Origin of the sequence: Rhizobium changzhiense (assembly GCF_013087625.1) — a bacterium.
GTDB lineage: Bacteria > Pseudomonadota > Alphaproteobacteria > Rhizobiales > Rhizobiaceae > Rhizobium > Rhizobium sophorae.
Window position 1 is genome coordinate 25,793 of the sequence record NZ_JABFCQ010000007.1, and the last position, 25,339, is coordinate 51,131.

Consider the following 25,339-nt stretch of genomic DNA (forward strand, 5'->3'; position numbering starts at 1 on the left):
GAACAGCATGTCTGCCCGATTCCGAAATAAATTACGGAGACCGCATTGAAAAACGAAAATAAAGTCGCGCTGGTTACGGGTATAACGGGTCAGGACGGTGCGTATTTGGCCGAATTGCTGCTGGAGAAGGGCTATATTGTTCACGGCCTCAAACGACGCTCATCGTCCTTCAACACCAGTCGCATCGAACATCTTTACGAGGATCCCCATGTCGAAAATCCTCGCTTTATTCTGCATTACGGGGACATGACCGATTCAACGAACCTCATCCGCGCCGTTCAGGAAACGCAGCCGGACGAGATCTATAATCTCGCCGCACAGAGCCACGTTCAAGTCTCTTTCGAGACGCCGGAATATACGGCTAACGCCGATGGAACCGGCACCCTTCGGCTCCTTGAAGCAATTCGCCTCCTGGGACTGACCAAGAAGACCCGCTTCTATCAAGCATCGACCTCCGAGCTCTACGGCAAAGTTCAGGAAGTCCCGCAGAGCGAAACAACTCCCTTCTATCCCCGCTCACCCTACGCGGCTGCCAAGCTCTATGCCTATTGGATCGTGGTCAATTATCGCGAGGCATATGGCATGCACGCCTCGAACGGCATTTTGTTCAATCATGAAAGCCCGATCCGCGGCGAAACATTCGTGACGCGCAAGATCACCCGAGCGGCGGCTGCGATCCATCTTGGCCTACAGGACCGGCTTTATCTCGGCAATCTGGATGCCAAGCGCGACTGGGGTCATGCAAAAGAATATGTCCGCGGCATGTGGCTCATGCTGCAGCAGGATGAACCGGAGGACTATGTCCTTGCGACCGGCGAAACGCACTCGGTTCGTTCCTTTGTCGACAAGGCCTTTGCCAAGGTGGGCATGCCGATTGATTGGCGTGGGCACGGAGTTGAGGAAAAGGGATACGATAAGACATCCGGTCAGTGTGTGGTGGAGATCGATCCGGCTTACTTCCGTCCGACCGAAGTTGATCTTCTGATCGGCGATCCAACGAAGGCGCACACGAAGCTTGGCTGGAAACATGAGACCAGTCTTGATCAGCTCGTTGCGGAGATGGTTCGCGAGGATCTGAAACTCATGGCACGAAATGTTCCGTCGGTCGGTGTAACCAAAGGTTTTGCCTATGCCTGAGGTGATTTACAGCCTTGCCGGAAAAAGGGTCTATGTCGCGGGCCACCGCGGCATGGTGGGTTCTGCGATCGTGCGGCGTCTCGCTTCCGAGGGCTGCGAGATTTTGACGGCCACCCGCGCCGAGGTTGATCTCAGACGGCAGGAGCAGGTGGAGGGCTGGATGAGTAAGCATCGTCCCGATGCTGTCTTCCTGGCTGCTGCGAGGGTCGGCGGTATTCTCGCGAATGCTACCTATCCGGCCAACTTCCTTTACGACAACTTGATTCTCCAAGCGAACGTCATCCACGCCGCCCATAGAACTCAAGTCGAAAAACTGATGTTTCTGGGCTCGTCCTGCATCTATCCGAAATTCGCCAATCAGCCGATCGTTGAGGACTCACTTCTGACCGGATCGCTTGAGCCCACGAATGAATGGTATGCGATCGCCAAAATTGCCGGATTAAAGCTCTGCCAAGCCTATCGCAAACAGCACGGTAGAGATTTCATCTCGGCCATGCCTACCAATCTTTACGGTCCAGGCGACAATTTTGACCTCGGGTCAAGCCATGTCATGCCGGCGCTCATACGCAAGACACATGAGGCCAAGGTCAACCGGCAACAAGAGATATGCGTCTGGGGTACCGGCACGCCGCGGCGCGAATTCCTGCATGTTGACGATTGCGCCGACGCCTGCGTCCATCTCATGAAGACCTATTCCGCCGAAAGTCATGTGAACGTAGGTTGTGGCGAAGACATTACCATCCTCGAATTGGCATACCTCGTCTCCGAGATCGTTGGCTTCGAAGGCAAGATCACGCGCGACCTCACCAAGCCAGATGGCACGCCACGTAAACTCCTGAGCGTCGACAAGCTTCGCACTCTCGGCTGGTCTCCTAAGATAGGTCTGAAGGAGGGCATCGCAGATGCCTACCGCTCCTTCCTTGACGGCCACCATCTCGAACGCAGCAACAGAGCTGTGTCCAGTGACTTGATTGATCAAAGCGACATCAGTTTTGAGAAAGCCAAGACTTCGGTGACGCACGCGGCCACGCTGTCGACCGTTGCGCATCATCCCTCGCCATAGGGAATTTGCACGAGGGATAACAGGGTTTGTCTCGGGGGGACGCATATGCTGGGACGGCGCAAATAATGCAACCTGTAGAAATCAGGATTGCAGCGCTCATTTTCCTGATAGTCGTGTGGGTGATGATTATCGGTGCGGCAATGAATTTTTTTGCGGTCGAAATGCCGATATCGCTTGTCGCGCTATTAGGCAGATAGTCCACATCGGATGGCTCCACCGGGCCTTACCTTCGGCTGGACTTTCGGACGACAATCGCTGCAGTAAAGTCGACAGGCGAAGAGAAGAGCCGGACGGAACCCGCCTCAGTTGATTGGCGGTTCCGCATCGATGTGGCTGGGCGGCAAGCTTGGCTGACCGAGCCCGAAGAACGCGCGCGCGGTCAAGCATGCGTCATCCCCTGGGACGCAGGCGCGGCAGACGTCAGGCCGAAGATCGTACACTTGGCAGGATGTCTCTGAACCGACGCGACCGACCAATGCGGAGCAGCGCGCACCGTCGCAACGCATTCCTTGCTGGTTCGCGGCTACGAATTGCGCCGGCAGCAAATCGAGAGCAGCGTCTGTTTCGGTGGAAAATCTGGGCCAGGTCGGCGAAAAGGAGCAGCAGGCTCCGCAGCCTTGGCAATCGAAATCGATCAATGATGTCATGGCCCGCTCCTACCACACAGCCCGCCAAGAGCAAAGCCTTCGCACGATTTACCGCCGCCGTTGAGGACAGGGCGGCTGGCGTTCTCCTGCAAGCCAGTCGCCGCACTCGTCGACTTTCCTGACGAGGCCGGGAATGCGGCGCGGCATTTCCAACAGGAGGCGCGACCTGTCAGGTGGCCTCGAGAATCATGTTGAGGGGCGTCTGGGCCGCACGCCGGATATGAGTGAAACCGCCTGAGCGGATCACCTCGGCCAATCGCCGCTCTCCTGCTTGCGCACCGAGTGCCAGCCCTGTCTCCTGCGCAAGCGAGGTCGGAACGCAGATCATCGTCGAGGCTGAGTAGTAGAGCCGTCCAACCGGATTAATGTTCTCCTCCAGCGTATCTCCGGCCATTGGTTCGACCACCATCCAGACGCCGCCCTCTTTTAACGCCTTTCGGATATGAGCCGCTGCGGCTTTCGGGTCGCCCATATCGTGCAAGCAGTCGAAGCAGGTGATCAAATCGAAATCCCGGCCGTCGAAGTCCTGTGCCCGGCCGACCTCGAAGTGCAGGTTCGTCAACCCGTGTGCCTGGGCGTGCGCGGACGCAGCGGCAATCGAGCCTGGATGGAAGTCGTAGCCGACGAACCGGGAATTCGGAAACGCCTGCGCCATCAGGATCGTCGATAGCCCGTGCCCACATCCGACGTCGGCCACCTTCGCACCCGTTTTCAACCTATCGGCGACACCCTCGAGCGCCGGCAGCCAGTCCTGCACAAGGGCGTTGACATAACCCGGGCGGAATAGTCGCGCGACGGCGCAGAACATGCAGCCGGCCTGATCGCCCCAGGCAACGCCTCGGCCGGTTTTGAAGGCGGACTGCACCTTCGGCTGGTTCTCGACCATCGCAGCAGCGGTATCGAACGCGCCAATCAGATTGACCGGGCTGTCCGGCTCGGCAAATACGAAGGCCTGTTCGGGCGTCAGCGAGAACAATCCTCGCTCATGGTGCACATAACCCGAGGCAGCCTGTGCCGCCAGCCACTCGCGGACATAACGAGGTGCGCATCCCGAGGCATCGGCAAGTTCGTCGGCCTTCACCGGCCCGATCTCCTTCAGCGTCCTGTACAGCCCGAGAGCATCTCCGATCCGGACCAGCGGTACGCTGACCGCTCCTCCGAGGTCGCCAAGGACGCGGCCCACGAGTTCATTGAGCGTTGTTTCGTTGATTTCCGTCATGTGAATTCCTCCCGGTCCTCGGATGGCGTCCTGCCATCCGCAATGCCAAGGATGAAGCTTGCCGTCTCGGCGAGCATGAGGCGGTTGTCCCGCGTCTGCGAAGAAATCCCGCTCCTTCGAGGGACACATGTCCCATCGGCATCGGAGGAGGTGCCTATCCACCTGCAGAAGCGGGACTATCGGGAGAGCGCGACGACGATCGCTTGCGAGCGGCTATGCACGCCGAGTTTGCTGAAGATCACCGACAGCTGGTTTCGCACGGTCTTTGCACTCTTGCCAAGCCGTTCGGCGATCGCGCGGTTATCTAGCCCCTCCGCGACAAGGTCGAGAAGGGCGGCCTCGGCGGGTGTCAGACCGGCCTCACTGACCGCACGCGGCCGCACCGACCGATCCTGCCCGAGAAAGGCGGCAAGTTCCGTTTGAAATACATTCCAAGCGGGCTCGTCCGGCAAGAGCACATGGTTCTTGCTCTCAAGCGGCACAAAGCTCGCGCCCGGAATCGCGGCGGCGAGCTTGCAACCCTGGTCAAACGGCACGCGCATGTCACCGCGGCTGTGTGCGATCAACGTCGGGACGCGCAGCATCGCCGCAAGGTCCAGCACGTCGATCCCCTGCATCTGCCAAAGCAGTTGTGCGGCGACGTCGGCCGATGCCGTTTGCCGCTCAAGATCGCCCCACCAGCGATGCTGTTCAGGCGTGCCGTCGGGGATAAAGAGATTGGTGAAGAACCGGCAAAACGCCGGATTATCGCGTCCCCAGCCGACGCGAACGAAATTGACAAGGGTCTCGGCTTCCAGCCGCTCCGCCTCGGTCTGAGCTCTGGCGCGGGCACCCTGACCGTAGGCGTTCAGAAGCACCAGATGCGATACTCGCTCGGGATACTTGAGGGCATATGCGATAGCGAGCGCGCCGCCCTGCGAAAGACCGAGGAGGACGAAGCGCGGCTCCTCGATCGACGCTGCCACGGCAGCAAGGTCTGCGTGCCACGCTTCGACCGAAAGGTCAAAGACATGCCGGTCCGACAGACCGCAGCCGCGCGGATCGTAGCGCACAAACCGGTTGTGGGCGGATAGCGCCTGGAGCCACGGCCGCCACACCGGGCTTTCGAGATCGTAATCGACATGGCTCAGCCAGTGCGCCGCCCGCAGGATCACCTGGCCCTGCCCGCAAGACGCGACGGCGATACGGGTGCCATCCTCCGAAGTACAGAACCGTATGGTCTGGCTGAGTTTCATCGGTCGAGAATATCGCAGCCGAAGATCGCATAACAGACCTATCTCCTACAGGATGATTCTCCTGGAAGACAGTTCAGTTTCGCCCGCTTCGGACATATACCCGACCGGCGACTTGAGCCCTCCCGCTAGCGCTTGAGCCGAAGCGAAGTCGCCGCGACTTCCGTTGACCGTCGCTGGGCTCAGGGTCTTGCGGTGAGTGCGAGGAGGCCGTCGTAAAGCGCGGTGGCAAGCGGGTCGGCGTCCGGTGCTTCCTGATGGAGGCGGAAGGTCGTTGCGACAAGTTTGCCACGGCCGAGCCGCTTTTCGATGATGAAGGCAGCGGGTTTGTGAACCCAGCCGATGACGACGCCGGCGTGCACGCGACCTTGGAATTCCCAGGGACGGAGGCCGGCCATCACCTGGTGCGGCACGACGCCAGTGAAAGACAGGTCGAACAGCGGACCGCCGGGTACATGAGCGAAGACACCATCCCGGTGCAACCATGAGAAGTTGCCGACCCAATCGCCGCGCCAGATCGATTTGTGACGATTGACGAGATTGTAGCCGGGAAAACTGAAGTATGGCCCGGAAACCATGCCGCCGCCACCTCGATCGATTTCGATCGACATCGGGCCATCGCGCGGCGGCGCGTCATCGCGCAGACGGCCAGGATCCTTGTCGACGATCTGCAGCACCCGCTGGCCGGAATGGATTGCCTCGACGCGATCGGCATCGATGTCCTTGGTCACGAAGACATCCGCCTCGTGCGGCGACACGCTGACATGGCCAAGGGCTGACAACCTCTCGGAAAGGCCGTCGTCGTTCGAAGCAAAGCGGATGGGCGGCACATCGCGCTTGCCGTAGACCGCAAGTGTCTCGGAATTCTGAGACAGCACGCTTCCATCAGGCGCCACGACCTGGAACCGTGCCTTTTGGATCTCGGGCACCGGCACTGCATCTGCTGTTGCGGTGATCGGGGCATTATGAACCTGCATCGGCGCCATGGCCGACAGCAATATCTCGCCTCTTTCAGCGCCAAATTCCCAGACGAGGCGACTGCCTTCGGGCACGGCTGCTCCGCCGCTCGACACCTTGATGTCGAAGCTGGCCGTCTGCCCTTCATAGACGGCGTGGCGGGCCGCGCCCGGCGCGATGACGAGATCGGAATTGATGGCCGGCAGCGCTTCGGCGAAGACGCGCGGATTGCGTGCCATGTCCATCAATCCATTGCCCTCCCAATGGACATCGGTGAGTTCGGTGATGACATAGCCTCCGATCGGCGCGTGCGTTCGGATGACCTCGATCTCGTATTTGAGGTTCATGTATTGATACCACTGCACCTTCTCGACGAAGCGACCGAGATCACCAAAGACTTTCTCAAGAGCGAGTTCGCGGAAACGGGCTTCGATGCCTTGGGGCAGTGCCGTGCCATCCGCCCAGGTGGCACCATAGGCCATCCACCAGGGGTCGCGGCCGTTCCTTTCGCGCAGACGGGCAGGATCGGGTAGACCCCAGACGCCGAACTCGGAGAGGACCAGCGGTTCCTTCTTCGTGCGCACGGCTTCCTTGTCAGTCGAGAAGGTCCAGTCGGCATTGCCCGCGAATTCGCGGCAGAGCCTGTCCCATTCCTCGCGCCGATCCACCGCCGTTCGGTAGAAGTGGTAGTCGTTTATGTCGGTCTTGACGTGGACGTTCGGGAAGCAGGCGGAATTGTCGACAACGAGCCGTAGCGGGTCTTCCACACGCAGCCAGTCGACCATGTCGGAAATCCATTGCCGCTGTTCGGCCGCCTCGCGCAGCCGAGTTCCCCAATCTTCATTGATCAGGGTCCAGATTACGATGGAGGGGTGATTGCCGTCACGGGCGAGAATACCTTCCATTGTCGTGCGCAGGCGCTCGGCGGAGGCCGGGGTGAAGGTCTCGATATTTGGAATTTCGCTCCAGATCAGCATGCCCAGCCGGTCGGCGACCTCGTAATAGCGCGGGTCCGGCACCTTGATGTGGCAGCGCAGGCAATTCAGTCCCATTGCCTTAGCCTTGCGCAACTGGTCTTCGAGCAGGTCGAGCGAGGGCGGCGCGCCGAAACCATCGGGATAGTAATCCTGATCGAGCGCGGCGCGCAGATAAAGCGGCTTGCCGTTCAGATGCAGGAAGCCATCCTTGGCTTCGAAGCGGCGAAAGCCGAAACTTTCCTGCCGGCTGTCGATCTCGACGCCGTCGGCACTGAGGATCGTTGTGATCGTATAGAGGTTCGGGCTGTCCGGCGACCATGGCGCGACGGCGTCGAGCTGAATCGAATGTTTGAGGGTATGTCCGGCGGCCGGAATGTTTCCGGTAAAGACGGGCATGCCCTGCGGATCGATGATCTCGATTTTCAGCGAGCCTGCAACCATGCTGGCAAAGTGGGCTTTAAGATCGAGCCTGGCTTCCGGCCAAATCGGGTCGAGGCGAAGCGATGAGATGTGAGCGGGATCGCGGGCCTCGATGAGGACGGACTGCCAGATGCCGCCTTGCGGGCCATACCAGCTCTGTTTGCCATGCGGGATCTCCGCAAAATCGGTGCCACCCTCGTTGCGATGAGCATCAGGCAGACAGGCTACGACCTCGACGGTATTCTCCGCCTTCAACAGAGCGGTTGGGATCACGAATTCGAAAGGAAGATAACCGCCTTCATGACGGCCGATCTCAGTGCCGTTGATGAAGACAGTAGCCAGATCGCTGACAGCACCGAAGCGGATGGCGATTTCCCGAGCCGACCATTCGGCGGGGAGCGTGAAGGTCCTGCGATAGGTTGCCGATCCGAAGCTGACGGCGAGATCCTCGAAACAAGCCTGCCAGTGCGCCGGCACCTTCGCATGCCGCCATGCATGATCGGTCTCGTGGCAGAACTCCCAGGTCCCATCAAGGGAAAGTGTTTCGCGGAGCGGCGTGTTCGCTGGGGCGAGCGACTGGGAATAGGCGTTCATCGGTTGTCCTTGGAAGATCGGCTTTTTCCATTGGGGTTCCGGGATACGCACGGCGTGGCGCGTATCCCGGTGGGAGACCAACCCCTCAGGAGGGGTTGGAGGAACTAGCGATTGCGACGAAGGACGCGCTCGACGCCGGCCTGCATCGCTTCAAGCGTTGCCTGCGGATCGGTGCCTGTCAGCCACATCGCGTTCAAATCGGTGATCATCGCGTTGTAGACCGCACGCTGGTTCTGGATCTGCGGCAGTGACGTGGCATTTTTGGCAGTGTCGGCAAACTCGGCGCGATGCGGCAGGGCCTTGAACTCTTCGGAATTCAGAACCGACTGACGAGTCGACAAATGGCCGGTACGCGACCACTGGAAGCTGTTGTCGTTCAGAAACTTCAGGAAGGCGAGAGCGGCTTTCGTCTTGTCTTCGCTGCGATTGTCATCCTTCGGGATGACCCACATATGGCTGTCGGCCCAGACCGACGGCTTGGCGTAGAGTTGCGGCACATTGGCGACGCGATAGTCCTTGAGGGCCACTTTGCCGCTCTTGGCCTGGGTATCATAGTTGTCGACGCCCCAGGTGCCGTTGAGCAGAATCCCGGTTTCGCCGTTGAGGAACGCCTGTTCGGAGCCGGGATAATCCAGCGCCGGATTGGCAAGACCTTCCGAGAATATCGATGAGATCAGCTTGGCTGCGTTCAGCCCTTCCGCTGTGTTGATGCTGGCCGTCTTGCCGTCGGCGGAGAGGACATCGACGCCCTGCTGCCAGAGAAGCGTGTCGAACAGGCGCACCATCATGCCTTCCGAACTCTGGGCTTCCGAACCGATGTAGTACTTGCCGGTCGCTTCCTTGAACTTCTTGCCCTGCTCGAGCAGTTCCTCGGGCGACTTCGGCAAGATCGGCGAGCCGTCTGCGTTGACAAGGCCCGCCTTCTTCATCAGGTCCATGTTGATATGGAAGAGCAGCGCATGAAGGTCGTATGGGAGGGCGTAAATTTCATTCTTGGCGGTAGCGTTCTTCAGCGCCGCTGGTACGAAGTCGTTTGTCTGGATACCGAGATCGGCAATCGGCTTGGTCAGCGGCGTCAGGAGATCCCGGTCGGAAAAATTCGGCATCACCGAGGCGTGCATGACGGCGACGTCAGGGATGTTGCCGGTGGAATAAGTCGCGGTCAGCAGGTCATAATAGGCACCCCATTCGGCCGTCTGGGTGACGACCTTGGCGCCGATCGTGTTTTCTGCGTTGAACTTGTTGGTGAGCGCGGTGATGATGCCGCATTCGCCATTGGCCTTGGTCACGTCTGTCACCTCGCCGTATTCGCCTTGGCAATCGCCGAAGAAGCGGAAGAACGAGATGTCGACTGCTTGGGCTGCTCCTCCCCAGAGCGCGGTCATCAGTGTCGTGGCGAGCGCCAGACGTTGCAGCATTTTCGTCTTGTGCATCATATCCTCCTTGCGATGCCGTTGCGAAAAACCCCTCCCGGCATGGCCGGTCGGGCCGGTGCCTATTTGCCGGCGCTCATGGCAACACCTGCCACGATGAAGCGCTGGAAGATCAGGAACAGAAGAACGATGGGCAGGCTGGCAAAGACCGCCGATGCCATGACAGCGCCGATGCCTTCCGAGAAAGCGAAGTTGGTCTGGATCGAGGCAAGGCCGACCGTGACGGTGTACATGTCGGCCTTGGTCGCCGAGACGAGCGGCCAGAGAAAGTCGTTCCAGGCGAAGATGAAGGTGAACAGACCGAGCGTGGTCAGTGCAGGCACGGAGAGCGGCAACATTATCTTCAGAAAGATCGTCAGCCGTGAGGCGTGATCAATGGCGGCTGCTTCCTCCAGTTCTTTCGGAACGCTGCGGAAGAACTGCATCATCAAAAACACACCGATCGGCACGGCGACGCGCGGCATGACCAGCGCGAAGTGGGTATTATGCAGTCCCCAGCCCGAGACCATCGTGTGCAGCGGAATGAACACTGCCTGCTCGGGCACCATCAGGCCGGCAATCACGAGCATGAACAGTGTCTTCTTGAAGGGGAATTCCAGGCGCGCGAACGCATAGCCGGCCATAGACGAGACGACCAGAACTAGAATTGTCATCGTTACCGAGACGATGAGACTGTGCATCAGCCAGCGCGGCACGGTATCGAGCTTCAGGAGACCGATATAGTTATCGATCGTGAAGGGGACCGGCAGGAAGCCTGCCGTGGAACGCATCAGCTCGGTATTCGGCTTCAGCGACATGGCGACGACCCAGACGACGGGCAGAAGCCAGAGGATCGCAAAGGCGATGGTTGCGCCGAGGATGAGAACGTCCGTGGCGCGGCGTAGGCCGCTTGTGCGTGCGCTTGTCATCATTCATCCCCCCTGCGGCCGAGCCAGAGCTGCAGCATTGTGAAGCCAAGCATCAGGATGAAGAGCCCGAAGGACATGGCCGTGGCGTAACCGACTTGCCAGTCGCGGAAGCTCGTCTCGTAGATGTACTGAACCAGCGTACGCGTCCGATTGGCGGGGCCGCCCTGTGTCATCAGGTGGGCCTGACCGAAAATCTGGAACTGGCCGACGATCTGCAGGACCAGAACCAGGAGCACGGTGTGACGGATCGACGGCAGGGTGATGTTTTTCAGGACGCTGAACCGACCGGCATGATCGAGTTCGGCCGCTTCGTAAAGTTCCGGCGGTATCTGGCTTAGTGCCGCCAGAAACAGCGCCATGGGGAGGCCGACACCCCACCAAAGCGTCGTCAACGCAATCGACGGCATGGCGAGCGTCGGGTGCCCGAGGAAATTGATGGGCTTGACGCCGATGAGATTGAAGAGCGGCACCAGCAGGCCATTGTCCGCAGACAGCACCATCGACCAGATCAGTGTCACGACCGATACCGAAAACACGCTCGACATGAAGAACACGGACCGCAGCACACCCTTGAGCCGCCCCTGCCCGAACACGGCAAGAGCCAGCACCAGGGCCAGTGCTGTCATGGTCGGAACGGTCATGGCGACGAAGGTCAGCGTGTTGCCCACGGTCTTCCAGAAGATCGTGTCGAACCACATGTCTTCGTAGTTGAGGAGGCCGATATATTTCCGGTAGCTGCCGGCAAGCTCCCAGTCGTGGAGACTGATCCACAAGCCCTTGAAGAAGGGGTAGACCAGGAACGTGGCGTAGATCACTGCGAAAGGTGCGAGGAAGATGTAAGCGGCGAGTGCATCGCGCCTGCGCGCGGCGGTCAGGCTGCTGGTGCTCATGCTCTACCCACTTCAGAATGCAGGGTGATCGAGACCTTGTTTGCATCGAAGACGTGGCGTGTGCCGGGGCCGATCGCAAAACGGGCGACGGAGCCGATCGAGGGCGCCGCGCCGCCGCGCAGTTCGGAGACGATGGTTGTGCCATCAGCAAGGGTTGCATAGACAAGTTGCAACGAGCCGAGCTGCTCAACGACATCAACGGTTCCGCTGAGGGCGCCTTCATCGGCCGGCGACAGGATTTCCGGCCTCAGGCCGATCGTCACCGTATCGCCTTTGGCGGGACTGGCACAGACCTTGGCAGTAAGCCGGGCATCTCCCGCACAGGCGAGTTCGACCGTTTCGCCGTCGACGGCAGTGACTGTTGCCGGGAGCAGATTGATGCGCGGCGCACCGAGGAAGCCAGCCACGAAGGCATTGGCGGGGCGCTGGTAAAGCTCGATCGGCGCGCCGACCTGTTCGATCTGCCCGTCCCTGAGGACCACGATACGGTCTGCCATGGTCATGGCTTCCGTCTGATCGTGAGTAACGTAGATCATGGTTGCGGCGAGGCGGTGATGGAGCTTAGCGATCTCGGTGCGCATCGAGACGCGAAGAGCGGCGTCGAGATTGGAGAGCGGCTCATCAAACAGAAAGACATCCGGCTCGCGCATGATGGCGCGGCCGATCGCAACACGCTGACGCTGGCCGCCGGAAAGCGCCTTAGGCTTGCGGTCGAGATAAGGCTCAAGCTGGAGGATGGCGGCGGCCTTATCGATGCGTGAGGCGATTTCGGCCTTCGGCGTACCAATATTGCGCAGGCCGAAGGCCATGTTCTCGCGAGCTGTCATGTGGGGGTACAGCGCGTAATTCTGGAAGACCATCGCCACCCCGCGATCGCGGGCGGCCATGTCATTGACCCGGTTGCCGCCGAGCAGGACGTCGCCGCCGCTGATGGTTTCGAACCCGGCGATCATGCGCAGAAGCGTCGATTTCCCGCAGCCGGAAGGTCCCACGAAAACCAGGAACTCGCCGTCGTTGATCGAGAGCGAAATGTCACGGATGACATTCACCGCGCCATAGCTTTTGGACACCCCAGCGAGCGTTACTCCTGCCATGCACTCCTCCCAGAGTGATTAGTTATAAATCACTGGTTATAACTAAAATTATTATCAAGCAAGCCCTCGCCGCTTTTGCGTTCGCAAAACTTCGTGCTAAGCGAATAGTCAGTCTTGCAAGGGGTTTGCGTGATCAAAAAGCCGACGATGTCCGACATCGCTGCCGCCTGCGGCGTCTCGCAGGCGACCGTGTCGCTTGTGCTCAACAATGCTCCGGGAACGCGCATATCGCCGACAACGCGTGAGGCTGTTCTAAGTGCGGCGGCCAGGATGGGTTACAGGACCCAGGCTCGGCGCATCGACCGGCGTCCGCTGATTGCCATGCTCATCAACGAGGTGACAAGTTCGCCTCATGTCGCCGGCTTGATCGACGGAGCCGGAGAGGCGGCAAACGAGCTGGGCTATCTGCTCTCGGTGATGCCGACGGACGCCGACGAGGAGGCAGAGCAGGCCGCTCTCAGCCATCTCGCGACGCTGCCCGCTGCAGGCGTCATCTATGCGCGGCTGATCACACAGCAAGTGACGCTTGCTCCGCAGCTCGCGGAATGGCCGACCGTACTTTTGAACTGCTATACTGTCGACAAACCCCTTCCGAGCGTGGTGCCCGGAGACCTGTCGGCTGTCATGAAGGCAACGCTGTCGCTGATCGATGCCGGCCATACGCGCATTGCTTATATCGGTGGCGAGGACGCGATCGAAGCTTCTCGCGAGCGCATCAAGGGTTATCGCCGAGCTTTGACGATGCGCGACATTCCTGTCGACAACCATCTCATCATCAAGGGACGCTGGACGATTCAGGGAGGCTATGCAGCCTTCAAGCGCCTGCAAGCGCTCGATGACCGGCCCACGGCAATATGCTGTTTCTGCGACCGCATTGCCATGGGTGTCTATGAAGCCGCAAAGGAAGCCGGCCTCTCCATCCCGCGCGACCTTTCGGTGATCGGTTTCGACAATGAATCCTATTCCGGCGATATGCTGCCGCCGCTCACGACGATGCAACTGCCCCATGCCGACATGGCGCGCTATGCCGTCGAGAAACTTGCCGAGATGATCGCCGCGCCGCGGATGCGGCATGACAATCACAAGGTCAAGCTGGAGTGCGAAATGATCGTGCGCCAGTCGGTGGCGCCAATAGACGCCGTGTAGGCCGGGGTGCCAGGGTGGATTCCCCAGTTGTCGGCAAGCGCTTCCTCGGATGACCGGTTCAAGGGCGAAACTCTGCTGAGGAATAGACATGAGCTTCAACTGACAGAGTGACAGCCATGCGCACTGCTGTGGCCACATCGAGGCTGCGGCAGATCGCTTCGTTGGACGGACCCCTACTATGGAAGTCGACCATGCTTCTTCGCTCCATGTTTGCCCAAAATTACCGCTCGTTACGCTCCATCCGCATGGATCTGGCCGGCATTAATGTGTTCATCGGCGAGAACGGCGTCGGCAAATCGAACCTCTACCGCGGCCTCCAGCTTGTGCAGGCGGCGGTGCGCGGCACGTTCGCGCATGAAATCGCGGCCGAAGGCGGAATGGCTTCGGCGTTGTGGACCGGCCCAAGGCGCGACGAGAAGAATTTTCGCATCAAGCTGGAGGTGGAGGTTCTCGACGAGGAGCGGGCTGTGACCTGGCGATATTGGGTCGAAGCCGGGCTCAGACCGCCGGCCGCCGCCGCTGGATTTGCCTTCGAGCCTCAGGTCAAGGCCGAAGAGCTTTGTTTTGAGGCCGGATCGCGCCCCGTTACGATGATGAAGCGCAGCGGGCCGGGGATCATGGTTCGCGGTGACCGCGGCCGCATGGAGGATTATCCCGAGCAGGCGATGACGTCGGAAACAGGAATCGCGATGCTCGGAGATGCTGGACATTATCCGGAAATTGCGGCCTTTCGCCGTCTCATCGACGGCTGGCGATTCTTCCATGGATTCAGGACCGATCGGGAGTCGGCGTTGCGGCGTCCGTGCCTGGCAGTCACGTCGACGCTGCTGGACCAAGACGGCGGAAACATGGCGGCAGTGTTCGCAACGCTTGTGCATACTCGCGGGGACACGGTCGAGCTCGACCGGGCCATTGCCTCCGCCTTGGGCGGGGCAAAGTCGCACGTGCCGGAACCGGGGGAGCATGCGGAATTCGGACTGATCTTTCCAGATTTCCCGCGCCGGATTTTTCAGCCGCGCGAGCTTTCAGACGGACAGATCCGTTTCCTCGGACTTGCAGCCGCGCTGATGTCCTATCGCCAGCCGCCGCTGATCGCATTGAACGAGCCGGAAGCAAGCCTGCATCAGGACATGCTGTCGCCGCTCGCCGACATGATCGCTGCGGCGGCACGATTTAGTCAGATCTGGATCGTCACGCATTCCCAACGTCTCGCCTCGGCCGTGGAAGAGCGCTGCGGGGTGCGGCCGAAGCGGGTAATCCGAAAGGATGGCGCCACCTGGATTCAGGGTATGAGGCTGACGGGGGCCGTCGAAGACGAGGGCGACGATTAGCTGCAATCGAGCCGTAGCTTTTCAAAAGCTGCGGCCCAGCAGTCATAGTGCCGCCACAGAATTCAGCCCAATCAGGCTTGTTCAACAAGCGGATGGCGACAAGATGAGATTGCTGGCTCTCGTGGCTGCGGCCTTTTTGCTAACGGTCTTTCAGACTCAAGCCCAGCTCTATGGGCCGTATGATGGATATGACGACTTTGGTGGATACGGTTACGACGATCCCTACGGCCCCTATCCACCACCACTCGATTACGATCCGGCGCCTCCCTATCAAGAGCCCCTGCATGATCGCAGGCAACCGCCGACAGGGCGTGCAAAAGGAACCATCGAAATCGTGACGAGCGAGCATACGCTCATTTACACCACCCCTTGGGGCGAGCAATATGCTTACCCCATCGCGGTCGGCCGTGAGGGCAAGCAATGGTATGGATCTACGCGGGTCGTGTCGAAGCGAGCGCATCCTGAATGGCGACCCACGGCCAGTATGCGGCAGAAGAACCCTCGGCTTCCAGCGGTCGTGAAGCCCGGCCCCGCCAATCCGCTTGGAACCCGCGCGATCTATCTCGCCGACGGCCTGCTGCGCATCCACGGCACCAACGACCCCTCGTCCATCGGCACCAACGCGTCGAGCGGGTGCTTTCGAATGTATCGTCAAGATGTCGAAGAGCTTTACGAGATCGTCCAGCCGGGAACCAAGGTCATTGTTCGACGCTAGCTATTAGCCGATCGATCGCTGATGGACATCAGGGGATTGGCGTTGGGATATCTAACCGTCGATACGCAGCTTGCGCGCCAGAGCCTGAAGCTCCTTGAATCCTTCATAGCGCTTGTCATGAATACGAGGGCTCTCCCCTTCTGATGGCAGGAATGTCGTTTCGACCGTCGAGAGTGTCGTCATCGCTTCGCGTACATCCGCAAACAACCGGCTGGCGACAGCGCCCAGGATGGCGGCCCCCAGGAGGACCGGTTCTTCTGCCTTAGTTGCAATGACCGGCTTGCCGCTCGCATCGGCGAGCAGCTGGCGAACGAAGTCGTGCTGGCCGGCGCCACCGCTGATGACGATGTTTTCGATGGTAACACCGGCATCGGCCTGCGTCTCGATGATCTGCCTGAGGCCGTAGCCGATACCGCAAAGCCCTGCGACGTAGAGAGAAACCAGGCTGCCGATATCGTCCTCCATCCCGAGACCGGCAATGATTGCGCGGGCATGCGGATCGGCAAAGGGGGCGCGGTTGCCGAGGAACTCGGGAACGACGTGCAGTCCGCTCGCAAGCGTGACGGCGTCGGAAGAACGGCCCGCCTTTCGGGCGGCCATGTCCGCAAGCAAAACCGGCAACGGAACGCCCGCCTTCTTCGAAAGCTCCCTCGCTTCTGCGGCAGCCGGATGGAAGGAGAGCAGCTGGTCGATCGCCGCGCCGGCGGCACTCTGGCCACCCTCGTTCAGCCATAGTCCCGGCACCATGGCCGAATAATAAGGCCCCCAGACGCCGGGCACGAACGACGGTTCAGCTGTCGATGTCATCGTGCAGGAGGAAGTGCCGAAGACATAGGCCAGATTGGCTTGTGGACCGGCACCCGTGCCAACGGTTCCGATTCCGCCCGCATGAGCATCGATCAGTCCGGCAGCGACGGGCGTTTCCGGCTTCAGGCCGAGCTCGCCGGCTGCAACTGCGGTCAGTCCTCGACCGAGTGCCGAACCGGGCTCGACGATAGCCTGACCGATGCGGGCAAACTTTTCGTCGGCGAGGGTGCCGAGGCCGATCTGGTGAAAATAATCTCCATCCCAGCGCTTTTCATGGGCGAGATAGGTCCATTTGCAGGTGACCGTGCAGGTCGAACGCGACAGATCGCCAGTCGCTCGCCAAGTCAGGAAATCTGCAAGGTCGAAGAATTGCCACGCGGCATCAAAAACCTCAGGGCGATTTTCCTTCAGCCAGAGAAGCTTGGGCGTTTCCATCTCAGGCGAGATACGGCCACCGACGTAACGCAGGACGTCATGACCGAACGCATTGATGCGCTCCGCCTGCGGCACGGCGCGGTGATCCATCCAGACGATGATGTCCCGGTTCGGATCTTCCGAAGGCCCGACAGGAAGCGGCTTACCGCCTTCGCCGAGGACGACGAGTGAACAGGTGGCATCGAACCCAAGCCCCATGACGGACGCCGGATCGATCCCGGCCGAGGAAACCACGTCGCGCACTGCCGCGCAAACGGCCGCCCAGATCTCGGTGCTCGATTGCTCAACCATGGAACCCGGCTCGTGAAACAGGGTGATATTCCGCTTGGCGGAGGCGAGCATCCGGCCGGTCAGGTCGAACAGGCCGGCGCGGGCGCTGCCGGTGCCGACGTCGACGCCGATGACATGTTTGGCATCTGCTTCTAGCGTGCGAGATGTGTCGCTCATTGTCTTTCCTTTGAAATCGGCAAGGATCAGGCTAATTGCAGTCTGGGCCGGTCTTTACAGATCCACGCTGTTCGGCAGAATCACCAGATCGCGGATCGTCACATTACGCGGCCGCGACAGGATGAAAAGGATGGCAGGCTGCCATTGGCCAGCGCCTCCTCCAGAATGGACGAAGGCCTGAACTGTGAACTTCGAGGCCGTGTAATCGGCTCCCACGCGACCGGCACGACGCCTGACGGCCGTCATTCCTGCGGAAACTGATGCTGCCACGCCATGAACGCTATTTCCACGTGCGCCTGCGCATTTGAGGAACTCTCCGGTCGCCCATTTGTTTTACATTTTGCACCGCCCGAAGTTTGCCCCCAGATGCAATCGGCGACAAGTGGAGCTGATCCATGGATATGACGCGCATCCGAGATCGCATGGTGGAGCACCACGTGACGCGTCGTGGCATTCGCGATCAAAGCGTCATCGAGGCCATGCGCATGGTACCGCGCGAAAAATTCGTTCCTCCGGGCTCCGAGGAATTCGCCTATGAGGATGCGCCGCTGTCGATCGGCGAAGGCCAGACAATTTCGCAGCCGTTCATCGTGGCTTTGATGCTCGAAAAGGCCAATCTGGATGCCGGCGACACAGTGCTCGAGGTCGGAACAGGCTCCGGCTACGCTTCAGCCCTCATCAGCCGGATAGCCAGGCATGTCTACTCCATCGAGCGCCACGAAAGGCTGGCGCTTGAGGCCAAGGAACGGTTCGAGAAACTGGGATACCGCAACATTGACGTTCGCGTCGGCGATGGCAGCAAGGGCTGGGCAGAAGCCGCCCCCTTCGATGCCATTGTCGTTTCTGCGAGCGCACCAGAGGTGCCAACCGCCTTGAAAGAACAGCTGGGGCTCGGAGGGCGGCTCATCATTCCGGTCGGCCGCGGTGAAGGGCAGCGCCTGAAACGCCTCACGCGCACGGGGGACGCCGCATTCGAGGAAGAAGATCTCGGCGGGGTGCTGTTCGTCCCCTTGATCGGGGAAGACGCCTGGACAGCTACCCATCCGATGTATACGGCGACGGCGCCCTCATTGCCGGGAACGGTTGCCTCCGAGCCAAGCTCTCGACATGACGGACAGGGAGCGGGCATGGGAAAGATAGACAAATTGCCCGCGTTGCCGGAAGGTGTGCTCGATCATAGCGAATTTCAGCAACGGTTCTGGGCTGTTCAACGTTTTTCCTGGATCGTGTTCACGCTTCTTCTGGTGACCTGCTTGCTGGGTCTGCTTGGAAGAGGCGGCCCGTTTTCACGGCAAACACTTCAATTGCCCGATGGGTCCGTGGATTTTCCCGTCATCTCCCGATGGAATGCTCCCGAGGATATGACGGTGACCTTCACGCCATCACCCGAAGACAGGATCTTCACGATCGATCCCGCCTTTCTTCAAAGCTTTTCAGTTCAGGGGATCGATCCGCCCCAAAAAGCAACCTTCGCGCGCGACGGCCGGATAGGCTATGTGTTCCCCGCCGACCCGGTTGGGCCGACGCAGATCGTCTTCCGTCTGCAAACGCAACTCCCGGGTCCGCGTCCTACCATCATCGGCATGGGCGGAGAGACTCGCACCCAAACGACTTTCATCCTTCCATGAGGGCGGCACGGTGGATGCGGTATTACGCGGACTGGCAATTTATTTCACACTGCTCGTGATCATCCGTCTGTCGGGAAGACGGACATTGGCCCAGATGACGCCGTTCGATCTGGTGATCGTACTGGTGATCTCCGAAACCACCCAGCAGGCGATGCTGGGAGATGACTTCTCGATCACCAACGCCGTCATCTTGATCCTCACGCTGTTTACGACCGATATCGGCCTGTCCTACGTGAAGAGGTGGTGGCCTCGCGCAGCTCATATCATCGACGGCGTTCCAACCGTTCTGGTGACGGATGGCGTCTACGACGAACGCGCGCTCAAAGGCGCCCGGCTGCAGAAGGAAGATGTCATGCAAGCGGCTCGAAGCCAGGAAGGCATCGAGAGCGTGACGGAAATAAAATTTGCCATCCTCGAAGTGAGCGGCAACATCAGCATCATCAAGAAGCAGAAATCCGGCTGAGTCATTTCGAGCGGATAACCGCTTGGGGATGCGCTTCAGAAGGACAGATCGAGCACCCTGCCCTCGAACAGCCGGTCCCGAGAACCTTCGAGATGCGCCTTCATCAGTCTTTGTGCATCGTCTGGTCGGCCATCGGCGATCGCCTTGTAGATGGCGTTATGCTCTTCATAGACCTGTTCCAACCCTTGCCGAGGGCCGAGCAATGAGAGGCCGTGGAGATGCATGCCAACGGCGATATGGGCCTTCAGCGCATCGATAGAGGCCGTGTAATAATGATTGTTGGCAGCCTCTGTCACCGCGCGGTGGAACAGAAAATCGGCGTCGGTCCGGTGAAGCTGATGGCTGGTCGCCTCACGCAGATCCGCAAGCGCGCTGGCGATCTTCTGAATGGCCTGCTCATTGCGGCGCTTGGCGGCGAAATAGGCGGCCGCCGGCTCGATCGTCAGGCGGAACTCGTAGCAGCGCTGGATGTCGGCGATCGTCTTGACCGGCGAATAGGCAAGCTGCGTCGTCGGCGATCCATGCGCGCTGACGAAGGTGCCGGCGCCCTGCCGGGCATAGACCATCCCCTGATCGCGCAGGCGCGCCAACGCATCGCGGACGATCGGCCGCGACACACCCAGCATCGAAGCAAGCTCATGCTCGCCGGGAAGGCGTGAATCAGGCGGATAGTTTCCGCCGCGGATACGCTCGAGCAACTGGTCGAAGACGCGATCGACCAGCTTGACCGCCTTGCCGCGTTCGGGCTTGCCCGGCGTGCCGGCTTCCGCGTTCAAGGATTCGCCATTCACTTCAGCCACGTCATTCTCCCCGGCGGTATTCACTATGCCGCCCGATTCCAAAGAACCAGCCTTAGCAAACTATCGGGCTTGCCGAAGCCCCCGGACTTCACGGCGCACCGAAAATGCCGCCCGTCGGCCGCGGTGACATCAAACCACGGCACACCAGCTTCGATTTCGCCCTTCGGCGCCAGCACTCTGACCCCCAACGCCTGGAAAACGGCAAGCGCCGTATCGCCGCCGCCGACCATCAGCATGTCAGGCTTGGTATCGTCGATGACCGCTCTGACGCCTGCCGCAAAACGGCGGGCGACCTGTGCCGCATCGGCTGCCATATCGCCGGTGCAGCGCAGCAGCGCTGGCAACGCCATGCCCTCCCCGCCTTCGATTTCTCCGATCGGCGCGTCCATCACCATGCGCAGAACGCCCGAGGCTTCGAGCCGGTCCATCTGGGTAGCGGTAATCGGGTCGCGCGAGCCAAAGGCAAACAGGATGCGCCGGGTCGCTGCAAATTCCGGCACCGGCTGCCGCCCCGTTTCGCCGAGCTGCCGGGCAAGGGCAGCACCCAGACCCCGTGCGCCGACCGCAAGTGCCAGCCGCCAGTCCTGATCGGCAACGATCTGGTCGAGATCACCGTCATCCTCCGCATCGGCAACGGTGACGCTGCCTGCGCGGCTCTCGAACAAATCGACGATCGGCAGCGGCTTGTCGACGCCGCGGCCAACGACACAGCCTCGATAGGTCACACGCTCCTGATCGGGAACAGCGGGCGCCACGAGGATAGTCTTCAGGCCGAGCGCATCGGCCAGTGCCAGGCTTTCCGTCGCGACATTGCCCTTCAGCCGGGAGTCGATCTTCTTCATCACGACTGCCGGCTTCTCGCCGCGAAGCGCATCGGTCGCCAAGCGCACCCTTTCGGCAGCTACGCGCTCACCGAGCGCGCGAGAGGCGGTATTGATAACGACAACGTCACAGCCGGTGGCGATCGCATCCTCTGCCGCCTCGACATCGATGGCGACCGCAACCGAAAGGCCGGCTTCGACGAAGGGCGTACCGGTATCGAGCGCGCCCGTCAGATCATCGGCAATGATGGCGGCCTTCAGCGTCATGCGGTCTGTCCGGTGTTGACAGCATGGCAGGCGACGAGATGGCCGGGTTTTGCTTCCTGCCAGGCGGGGATTACCTTGCTGCAGACATCCATGGCAATCGGGCAGCGCGTGTGAAAGCGGCAGCCGGTCGGCGGGTTCAGCGGGCTCGGCACATCACCCTGCAGGATCTGACGCTGGCGGGTGCGCTCATGCTCGGGATCGGTCTCCGGAACGGCCGACAGCAGCGCCCTGGTATAGGGGTGCAGCGGATTGTCGAAGAGCTCCTCGCGGGTGGCGAGTTCGGCGAGCCGCCCGAGATACATGACGCCGACGCGGGTGCTGATATGGCGCACGACCGCAAGATCATGGGCAATGAACAGATAGGTCAGCCTGTATTTTTCCTGCAGATCGAGCAGCAGGTTGATGATCTGCGCCTGGATCGACACGTCGAGCGCCGAAATCGCCTCGTCGCAAACAATGAATTTCGGCTGGCAGGCGAGCGCCCGGGCAATGACGACGCGCTGGCGCTGGCCGCCGGAAAGCTCGTGCGGGTAACGTTGGGCAAACCGAGTCGGCAGGCCGACATCGGTGAGCAGCGTCGCGACCCTGTCCTTCAGCTCGGCCTTGGTGCAGAGCTTGTGGAAGAGGATCGGCTCGCCGATCGCCTCGCCCACCGTCATGCGCGGATTGAGTGTCGAATACGGATCCTGGAAGACGATCTGCAGGTCGCGGCGGAACGGCCGCATCTGTTTTTCGTCGAGCGTCGCGAGATCCTGGCCCTTGTAAACGACCTTGCCGCTGGTCGCCTTGTAGAGGTTGAGGATGGTGAAACCGGTCGTCGACTTGCCGCAGCCGGATTCGCCGACCAGGCTCAGCGTCTCGCCTTCCATAATGTCGAGATTGACATTGTCGAGTGCATAGACGGTTGCCGAGCGTTCGCCGAAGGCGCCCAGCTTGACGTGGAAATGCTTGACCAGGTTTTCGATCTTGAGCAGCGGCTGAGCACCCATCACGCGGCCTCCTGCATTCTCTGGACGACGAAACAGGCGGCGCGGTGATTGGCGCTGCCGCTCAACGGTTCGAGCTGCGGCACCTTCTCGTGGCAGATGGTTTCGGCAAGCGGACAACGCGGCGCAAATGGGCAACCCTTCGGCCTGCGGCCAGGCTCCGGCGGCGTACCGCCGATCGAGCTCAGCCGGCTTGCCGGCGGGTCCGAGAGCTTCGGGATCGATGACAGCAGACCGCGTGTATAGGGATGGCTCGGCCGGGCATAGAGCTCGTCGACCGGCGCATCTTCGACCACCGTGCCGGCATAGAGGACGGCGACGCGATCGACGAGGCCGGCGATCAGAGCCAGATCGTGGGTGATCCAGACGACCGACATGCCGAGCTTGGTCCTGAGATCCTTCACCAGATCGACGATCTGGGCCTGGATGGTGACGTCAAGCGCCGTCGTCGGCTCGTCGGCGATCAGGAGCTTCGGATTGCAGGCAAGGCCCATCGCGATCATCACGCGCTGGCGCATGCCGCCGGAAAGCTCGTGCGGATAGGCCTGCAAGCGCTCTTCCGGGCCGGGAATGCCGACAAGCCGCAGAAGTTCGACAGCGCGCGCGCGAGCCGCCGCCTTTTTCATTCCGCGGTGATAGATCAGCGGCTCGCAGATCTGGGCACCGACGCGCATCACCGGATTGAGCGAGGTCATCGGATCCTGGAAGACGAAGCCGATATCGCCGCCGCGCACCTTGCGCAGTTCTCTATTCGACATCGTCTGCAGGTCGCGGCCGTCGAATGTCGCCGATCCCTTGGTGACTTTGACCTTGTTCGGCAGGAGCCGCATCAGGCTCAGCATGGTCAGGCTCTTGCCACAGCCGGATTCGCCGACGACGCCGAGGGTCTCGCCCCTGTCGACATGGAGATCGATGCCGTCGACGACGATGGCGGGGCCGTTGCGGCCGTCGATTTCGACGGTGAGGTTCCTGACATCGAGCAGGCGGTCGGTGCTTTTCGTATCCATCATTTGCTGCCCCGCGGATTGAGGGCGTCGTTGAGGCCGTCGCCGAGGAAACTGAAGGCAACCGAGGCAAGGCCGAGCACGGCCGCCGGAGCGGCGAGAAGATGCGGATAATGCTGCCAGACGCGCAGGCCGTCCGAGATCATGTTGCCCCAGCTCGGCGTTGGCGGATTGACCCCGACGCCAAGGAAGCTGAAGGCGCTTTCCAGCACCATCGCCGTGCCAAGACCGGCGCTGACCGAGACGATCAGCGGGCCCAGCGCATTCGGAATGACATAACGCTTGATGATGATCCAGTTCGAAAGCCCGAGCGCCTGGGCCGCGGTGATATAGGGTCGACTGCGGATCGACAGCACCTGGGCGCGCACGAGCCGAGCATATGGCGGCCAGGAGATCAGCGCCATAGACCCGAAGACGAGGGCGAAATCCACCCACATGGTTTCGCGATAGAAGGGATTGAGGGTCTCGAGATAACGCGCTTCCATCCATTTGCTGATCGGCGATTTCAGCGAGGCGTTGATGACGACGACGAGCAGCAGGTTGGGAACCGACATCGTCACGTCGGTCAGCCACATGATTATGCGATCGAATGGATTGCCGAAGAAACCAGCGACGGCGCCGAGCACGAGACCGATCACCACGGCGAAGACGGTGACGATGACGGCGACGAGGAAAGCGGTGCGCGTTCCGAAGACCACGCGGCTGAAGACGTCGCGACCGAGATCATCGGTTCCGAAGAGGTGGCTCATCGACGGCGATACATTGCGGGCGTTGAGGTCCTGGCTCAAATAGTCATAAGGCGTAAGGTAAGGCCCGAAGATCGCCGTGAAGCCGAGGATCAAGACGATCACGAGACCGAAGACGGCGAGCTTGTTGCGCTTCAGCCGATACCACGCGTCGCGCCACAGGCTGACCGGCTCTTCGACGGTTTCGATGGTGGAAAGAGGGATTGCGGACATGGTCAGCGGCTCCTTCTTGAATCATTGGCGCGCGGATCGAGCAGCGGATAGAGCACATCGACCAAAAGGTTCGACGCCATTACCAGAAACGATCCGATCAGCGTGATCGCCAGAATGACCGGATAATCGGAATTGATCAGCGCCTGCACCGTCAACCGGCCGAGGCCCGGCAGGCCGAAAACGAGTTCGACAAAGATCGCGCCATTGACGATGGTGATCATGATCAGGCCGAGCTGCGTGACGACGGGCGTCAGTACGGGCCGCAGGATATGACGCAACGCCACGATGATCTCGGGTACGCCCTTGGCGCGGGCGGTCCGGACGAAATCCTCCGATAGTACCTCGATGACGGCGGCACGTGTCTGACGCACGATCAGCGCGATCGGCTGGAAAGAAAGGACGAGCAGCGGCAGCAGGACACGGACATCGAAGATGCCGCCCCAGCCATAGGGCACGCTCGCCCCCGGCAGCAGCACGATGAGGCCGACCATCAGCAGCGGGCCGGCGACATAGGCCGGGATCGCCCACAGGAAGAGCGCGGAGCCCAGAATGGCATAGTCGATGCGTGAATTCTGGTTGAGCGCGGCGATCATGCCGAGCGGGATCGCGACGACGGCCGTTAGGATGATGGAACAGAGGGCAAGCTGGAATGAGACGGGGGCCGCGGCCGAGACCATCGCCCAGACGGAGCGGCCCGATGTCAGCGAATTGCCGAACTGGCCGTGCAGCAGGTTCCAGATGTAAAGGCCAAACTGGACGATGAAGGGTTTGTTGAGGCCGGCACTTTCGCGAATGGCTTCGATGCGCTGCGGATTATAGGCGACGTCGCCCGGCGCGCGCAGGAAGATCAGCTTGATCGGATCGCCGGCGCCATAGAAGGCCAGCGCGTAGACCGCCAGCATCACCACCAGAACGGACGGAATCCAGATGGCAAATCGGGTTAGCACGTAGCGCAGCAT

General features: G+C 60.7%; 22 protein-coding genes and 1 pseudogene. 7 read left to right on the top strand and 16 right to left on the bottom strand.

Translation table 11 applies throughout. The annotated features are described in order from the left end of the window. The first annotated feature begins 45 nt into the window (after positions 1-45). Together gmd and fcl are read left to right on the top strand one after the other, a co-directional pair. A complete protein-coding gene (gmd, locus tag G9X68_RS27615) occupies positions 46-1,137 on the top strand; it encodes a GDP-mannose 4,6-dehydratase (RefSeq protein WP_171605095.1) in 1,092 nt (363 codons plus the stop codon). Then, positions 1,130-2,200 carry a GDP-L-fucose synthase gene (gene fcl, locus G9X68_RS27620; RefSeq protein ID WP_171605096.1) on the top strand — a complete coding sequence of 357 codons (1,071 nt, stop codon included), beginning with the start codon at positions 1,130-1,132 and terminating at the stop codon, positions 2,198-2,200. Before gmd ends, fcl begins: the two co-directional genes overlap by 8 nt. A gap of 302 nt (positions 2,201-2,502) precedes the next feature. On the opposite strand, the gene G9X68_RS27625 is transcribed toward fcl, so the two are convergent. The 8 genes from G9X68_RS27625 to G9X68_RS27660 form a co-directional block, all read right to left on the bottom strand. Continuing rightward, positions 2,503-2,847 carry a YkgJ family cysteine cluster protein gene (locus G9X68_RS27625; RefSeq protein WP_027667015.1) on the bottom strand — a complete coding sequence of 115 codons (345 nt, stop codon included), beginning with the start codon at positions 2,845-2,847 and terminating at the stop codon, positions 2,503-2,505. Positions 2,848-3,016: 169 nt separating this feature from the next. Next, positions 3,017-4,066, bottom strand: a complete 1,050-nt coding sequence (locus G9X68_RS27630) for a class I SAM-dependent methyltransferase (protein WP_132614755.1) — start codon at positions 4,064-4,066, stop codon at positions 3,017-3,019. 176 nt (positions 4,067-4,242) lie between these two features. Next, complete coding sequence (locus tag G9X68_RS27635) at positions 4,243-5,301, bottom strand: alpha/beta fold hydrolase (RefSeq protein WP_171605097.1); 1,059 nt, start codon at positions 5,299-5,301, stop codon at positions 4,243-4,245. Between the two features lie 179 nt (positions 5,302-5,480). Next, positions 5,481-8,246, bottom strand: coding sequence for a glycoside hydrolase family 2 protein (locus G9X68_RS27640; protein WP_171605098.1), 2,766 nt, complete (start codon positions 8,244-8,246; stop codon positions 5,481-5,483). A gap of 104 nt (positions 8,247-8,350) precedes the next feature. Further along, positions 8,351-9,679, bottom strand: a complete 1,329-nt coding sequence (locus tag G9X68_RS27645; protein WP_171605099.1) for an extracellular solute-binding protein — start codon at positions 9,677-9,679, stop codon at positions 8,351-8,353. Positions 9,680-9,741: 62 nt separating this feature from the next. Next, the gene (locus tag G9X68_RS27650; RefSeq protein WP_171605100.1) at positions 9,742-10,590 is read right to left on the bottom strand and encodes a carbohydrate ABC transporter permease; all 849 of its coding nucleotides are present in this window, start codon (positions 10,588-10,590) and stop codon (positions 9,742-9,744) included. Continuing rightward, positions 10,587-11,477, bottom strand: a complete 891-nt coding sequence (locus G9X68_RS27655) for a carbohydrate ABC transporter permease (protein WP_131709893.1) — start codon at positions 11,475-11,477, stop codon at positions 10,587-10,589. Before G9X68_RS27655 ends, G9X68_RS27650 begins: the two co-directional genes overlap by 4 nt. Next, entirely contained in the window at positions 11,474-12,571 is a 1,098-nt protein-coding gene (locus G9X68_RS27660) for an ABC transporter ATP-binding protein (RefSeq protein ID WP_171605101.1), read from the bottom strand. The genes G9X68_RS27655 and G9X68_RS27660 overlap by 4 nt, the downstream gene beginning before the upstream one ends. A gap of 147 nt (positions 12,572-12,718) precedes the next feature. Here G9X68_RS27660 and G9X68_RS27665 point away from each other — a divergent pair, with 147 nt between their 5' ends. The 3 genes from G9X68_RS27665 to G9X68_RS27675 all read left to right on the top strand — a co-directional run bounded on the left by G9X68_RS27665 (position 12,719) and on the right by G9X68_RS27675 (position 15,763). Next, a complete protein-coding gene (locus tag G9X68_RS27665; RefSeq protein ID WP_205930834.1) occupies positions 12,719-13,717 on the top strand; it encodes a LacI family DNA-binding transcriptional regulator in 999 nt (332 codons plus the stop codon). Between the two features lie 191 nt (positions 13,718-13,908). Then, on the top strand, positions 13,909-15,048 hold the full coding sequence (locus G9X68_RS27670; protein WP_171605102.1) for an AAA family ATPase: 1,140 nt from the start codon (positions 13,909-13,911) through the stop codon (positions 15,046-15,048). Positions 15,049-15,151: 103 nt separating this feature from the next. Further along, positions 15,152-15,763, top strand: coding sequence for a L,D-transpeptidase (locus G9X68_RS27675; protein ID WP_171605103.1), 612 nt, complete (start codon positions 15,152-15,154; stop codon positions 15,761-15,763). Positions 15,764-15,814: 51 nt separating this feature from the next. Here G9X68_RS27675 and G9X68_RS27680 read toward each other — a convergent pair whose 3' ends face one another. After that, complete coding sequence (locus tag G9X68_RS27680; protein ID WP_171605104.1) at positions 15,815-17,452, bottom strand: FGGY-family carbohydrate kinase; 1,638 nt, start codon at positions 17,450-17,452, stop codon at positions 15,815-15,817. A gap of 54 nt (positions 17,453-17,506) precedes the next feature. Beyond that, positions 17,507-17,688, bottom strand: a pseudogene (locus tag G9X68_RS32115) (glucose dehydrogenase); the annotation flags it as partial. A gap of 159 nt (positions 17,689-17,847) precedes the next feature. Here G9X68_RS32115 and G9X68_RS27685 point away from each other — a divergent pair. Beyond that, on the top strand, positions 17,848-19,080 hold the full coding sequence (locus tag G9X68_RS27685) for a protein-L-isoaspartate(D-aspartate) O-methyltransferase (RefSeq protein WP_171605105.1): 1,233 nt from the start codon (positions 17,848-17,850) through the stop codon (positions 19,078-19,080). Positions 19,081-19,090: 10 nt separating this feature from the next. Beyond that, positions 19,091-19,543 carry a DUF421 domain-containing protein gene (locus tag G9X68_RS27690; RefSeq protein WP_064248489.1) on the top strand — a complete coding sequence of 151 codons (453 nt, stop codon included), beginning with the start codon at positions 19,091-19,093 and terminating at the stop codon, positions 19,541-19,543. A 35-nt stretch (positions 19,544-19,578) separates the two neighbouring features. On the opposite strand, the gene G9X68_RS27695 is transcribed toward G9X68_RS27690, so the two are convergent. Genes G9X68_RS27695 through G9X68_RS27720 form a run of 6 tightly spaced genes read right to left on the bottom strand, consistent with a single transcriptional unit; the run spans position 19,579 to position 25,339 of the window. After that, positions 19,579-20,343, bottom strand: a complete 765-nt coding sequence (locus tag G9X68_RS27695; RefSeq protein ID WP_171605106.1) for an FCD domain-containing protein — start codon at positions 20,341-20,343, stop codon at positions 19,579-19,581. A gap of 23 nt (positions 20,344-20,366) precedes the next feature. Further along, on the bottom strand, positions 20,367-21,431 hold the full coding sequence (locus G9X68_RS27700; protein WP_171605107.1) for a four-carbon acid sugar kinase family protein: 1,065 nt from the start codon (positions 21,429-21,431) through the stop codon (positions 20,367-20,369). After that, a complete protein-coding gene (locus G9X68_RS27705) occupies positions 21,428-22,420 on the bottom strand; it encodes an ABC transporter ATP-binding protein (protein ID WP_171605108.1) in 993 nt (330 codons plus the stop codon). The genes G9X68_RS27700 and G9X68_RS27705 overlap by 4 nt, the downstream gene beginning before the upstream one ends. Next, positions 22,420-23,427: an ABC transporter ATP-binding protein gene (locus G9X68_RS27710; protein ID WP_171605109.1), complete on the bottom strand. Its 1,008-nt coding sequence runs from the start codon at positions 23,425-23,427 to the stop codon at positions 22,420-22,422. Before G9X68_RS27710 ends, G9X68_RS27705 begins: the two co-directional genes overlap by 1 nt. Then, positions 23,424-24,380 carry an ABC transporter permease gene (locus tag G9X68_RS27715; protein ID WP_171605110.1) on the bottom strand — a complete coding sequence of 319 codons (957 nt, stop codon included), beginning with the start codon at positions 24,378-24,380 and terminating at the stop codon, positions 23,424-23,426. The genes G9X68_RS27710 and G9X68_RS27715 overlap by 4 nt, the downstream gene beginning before the upstream one ends. A 2-nt stretch (positions 24,381-24,382) precedes the next feature. Then, the gene (locus G9X68_RS27720; RefSeq protein WP_171605111.1) at positions 24,383-25,339 is read right to left on the bottom strand and encodes an ABC transporter permease; all 957 of its coding nucleotides are present in this window, start codon (positions 25,337-25,339) and stop codon (positions 24,383-24,385) included.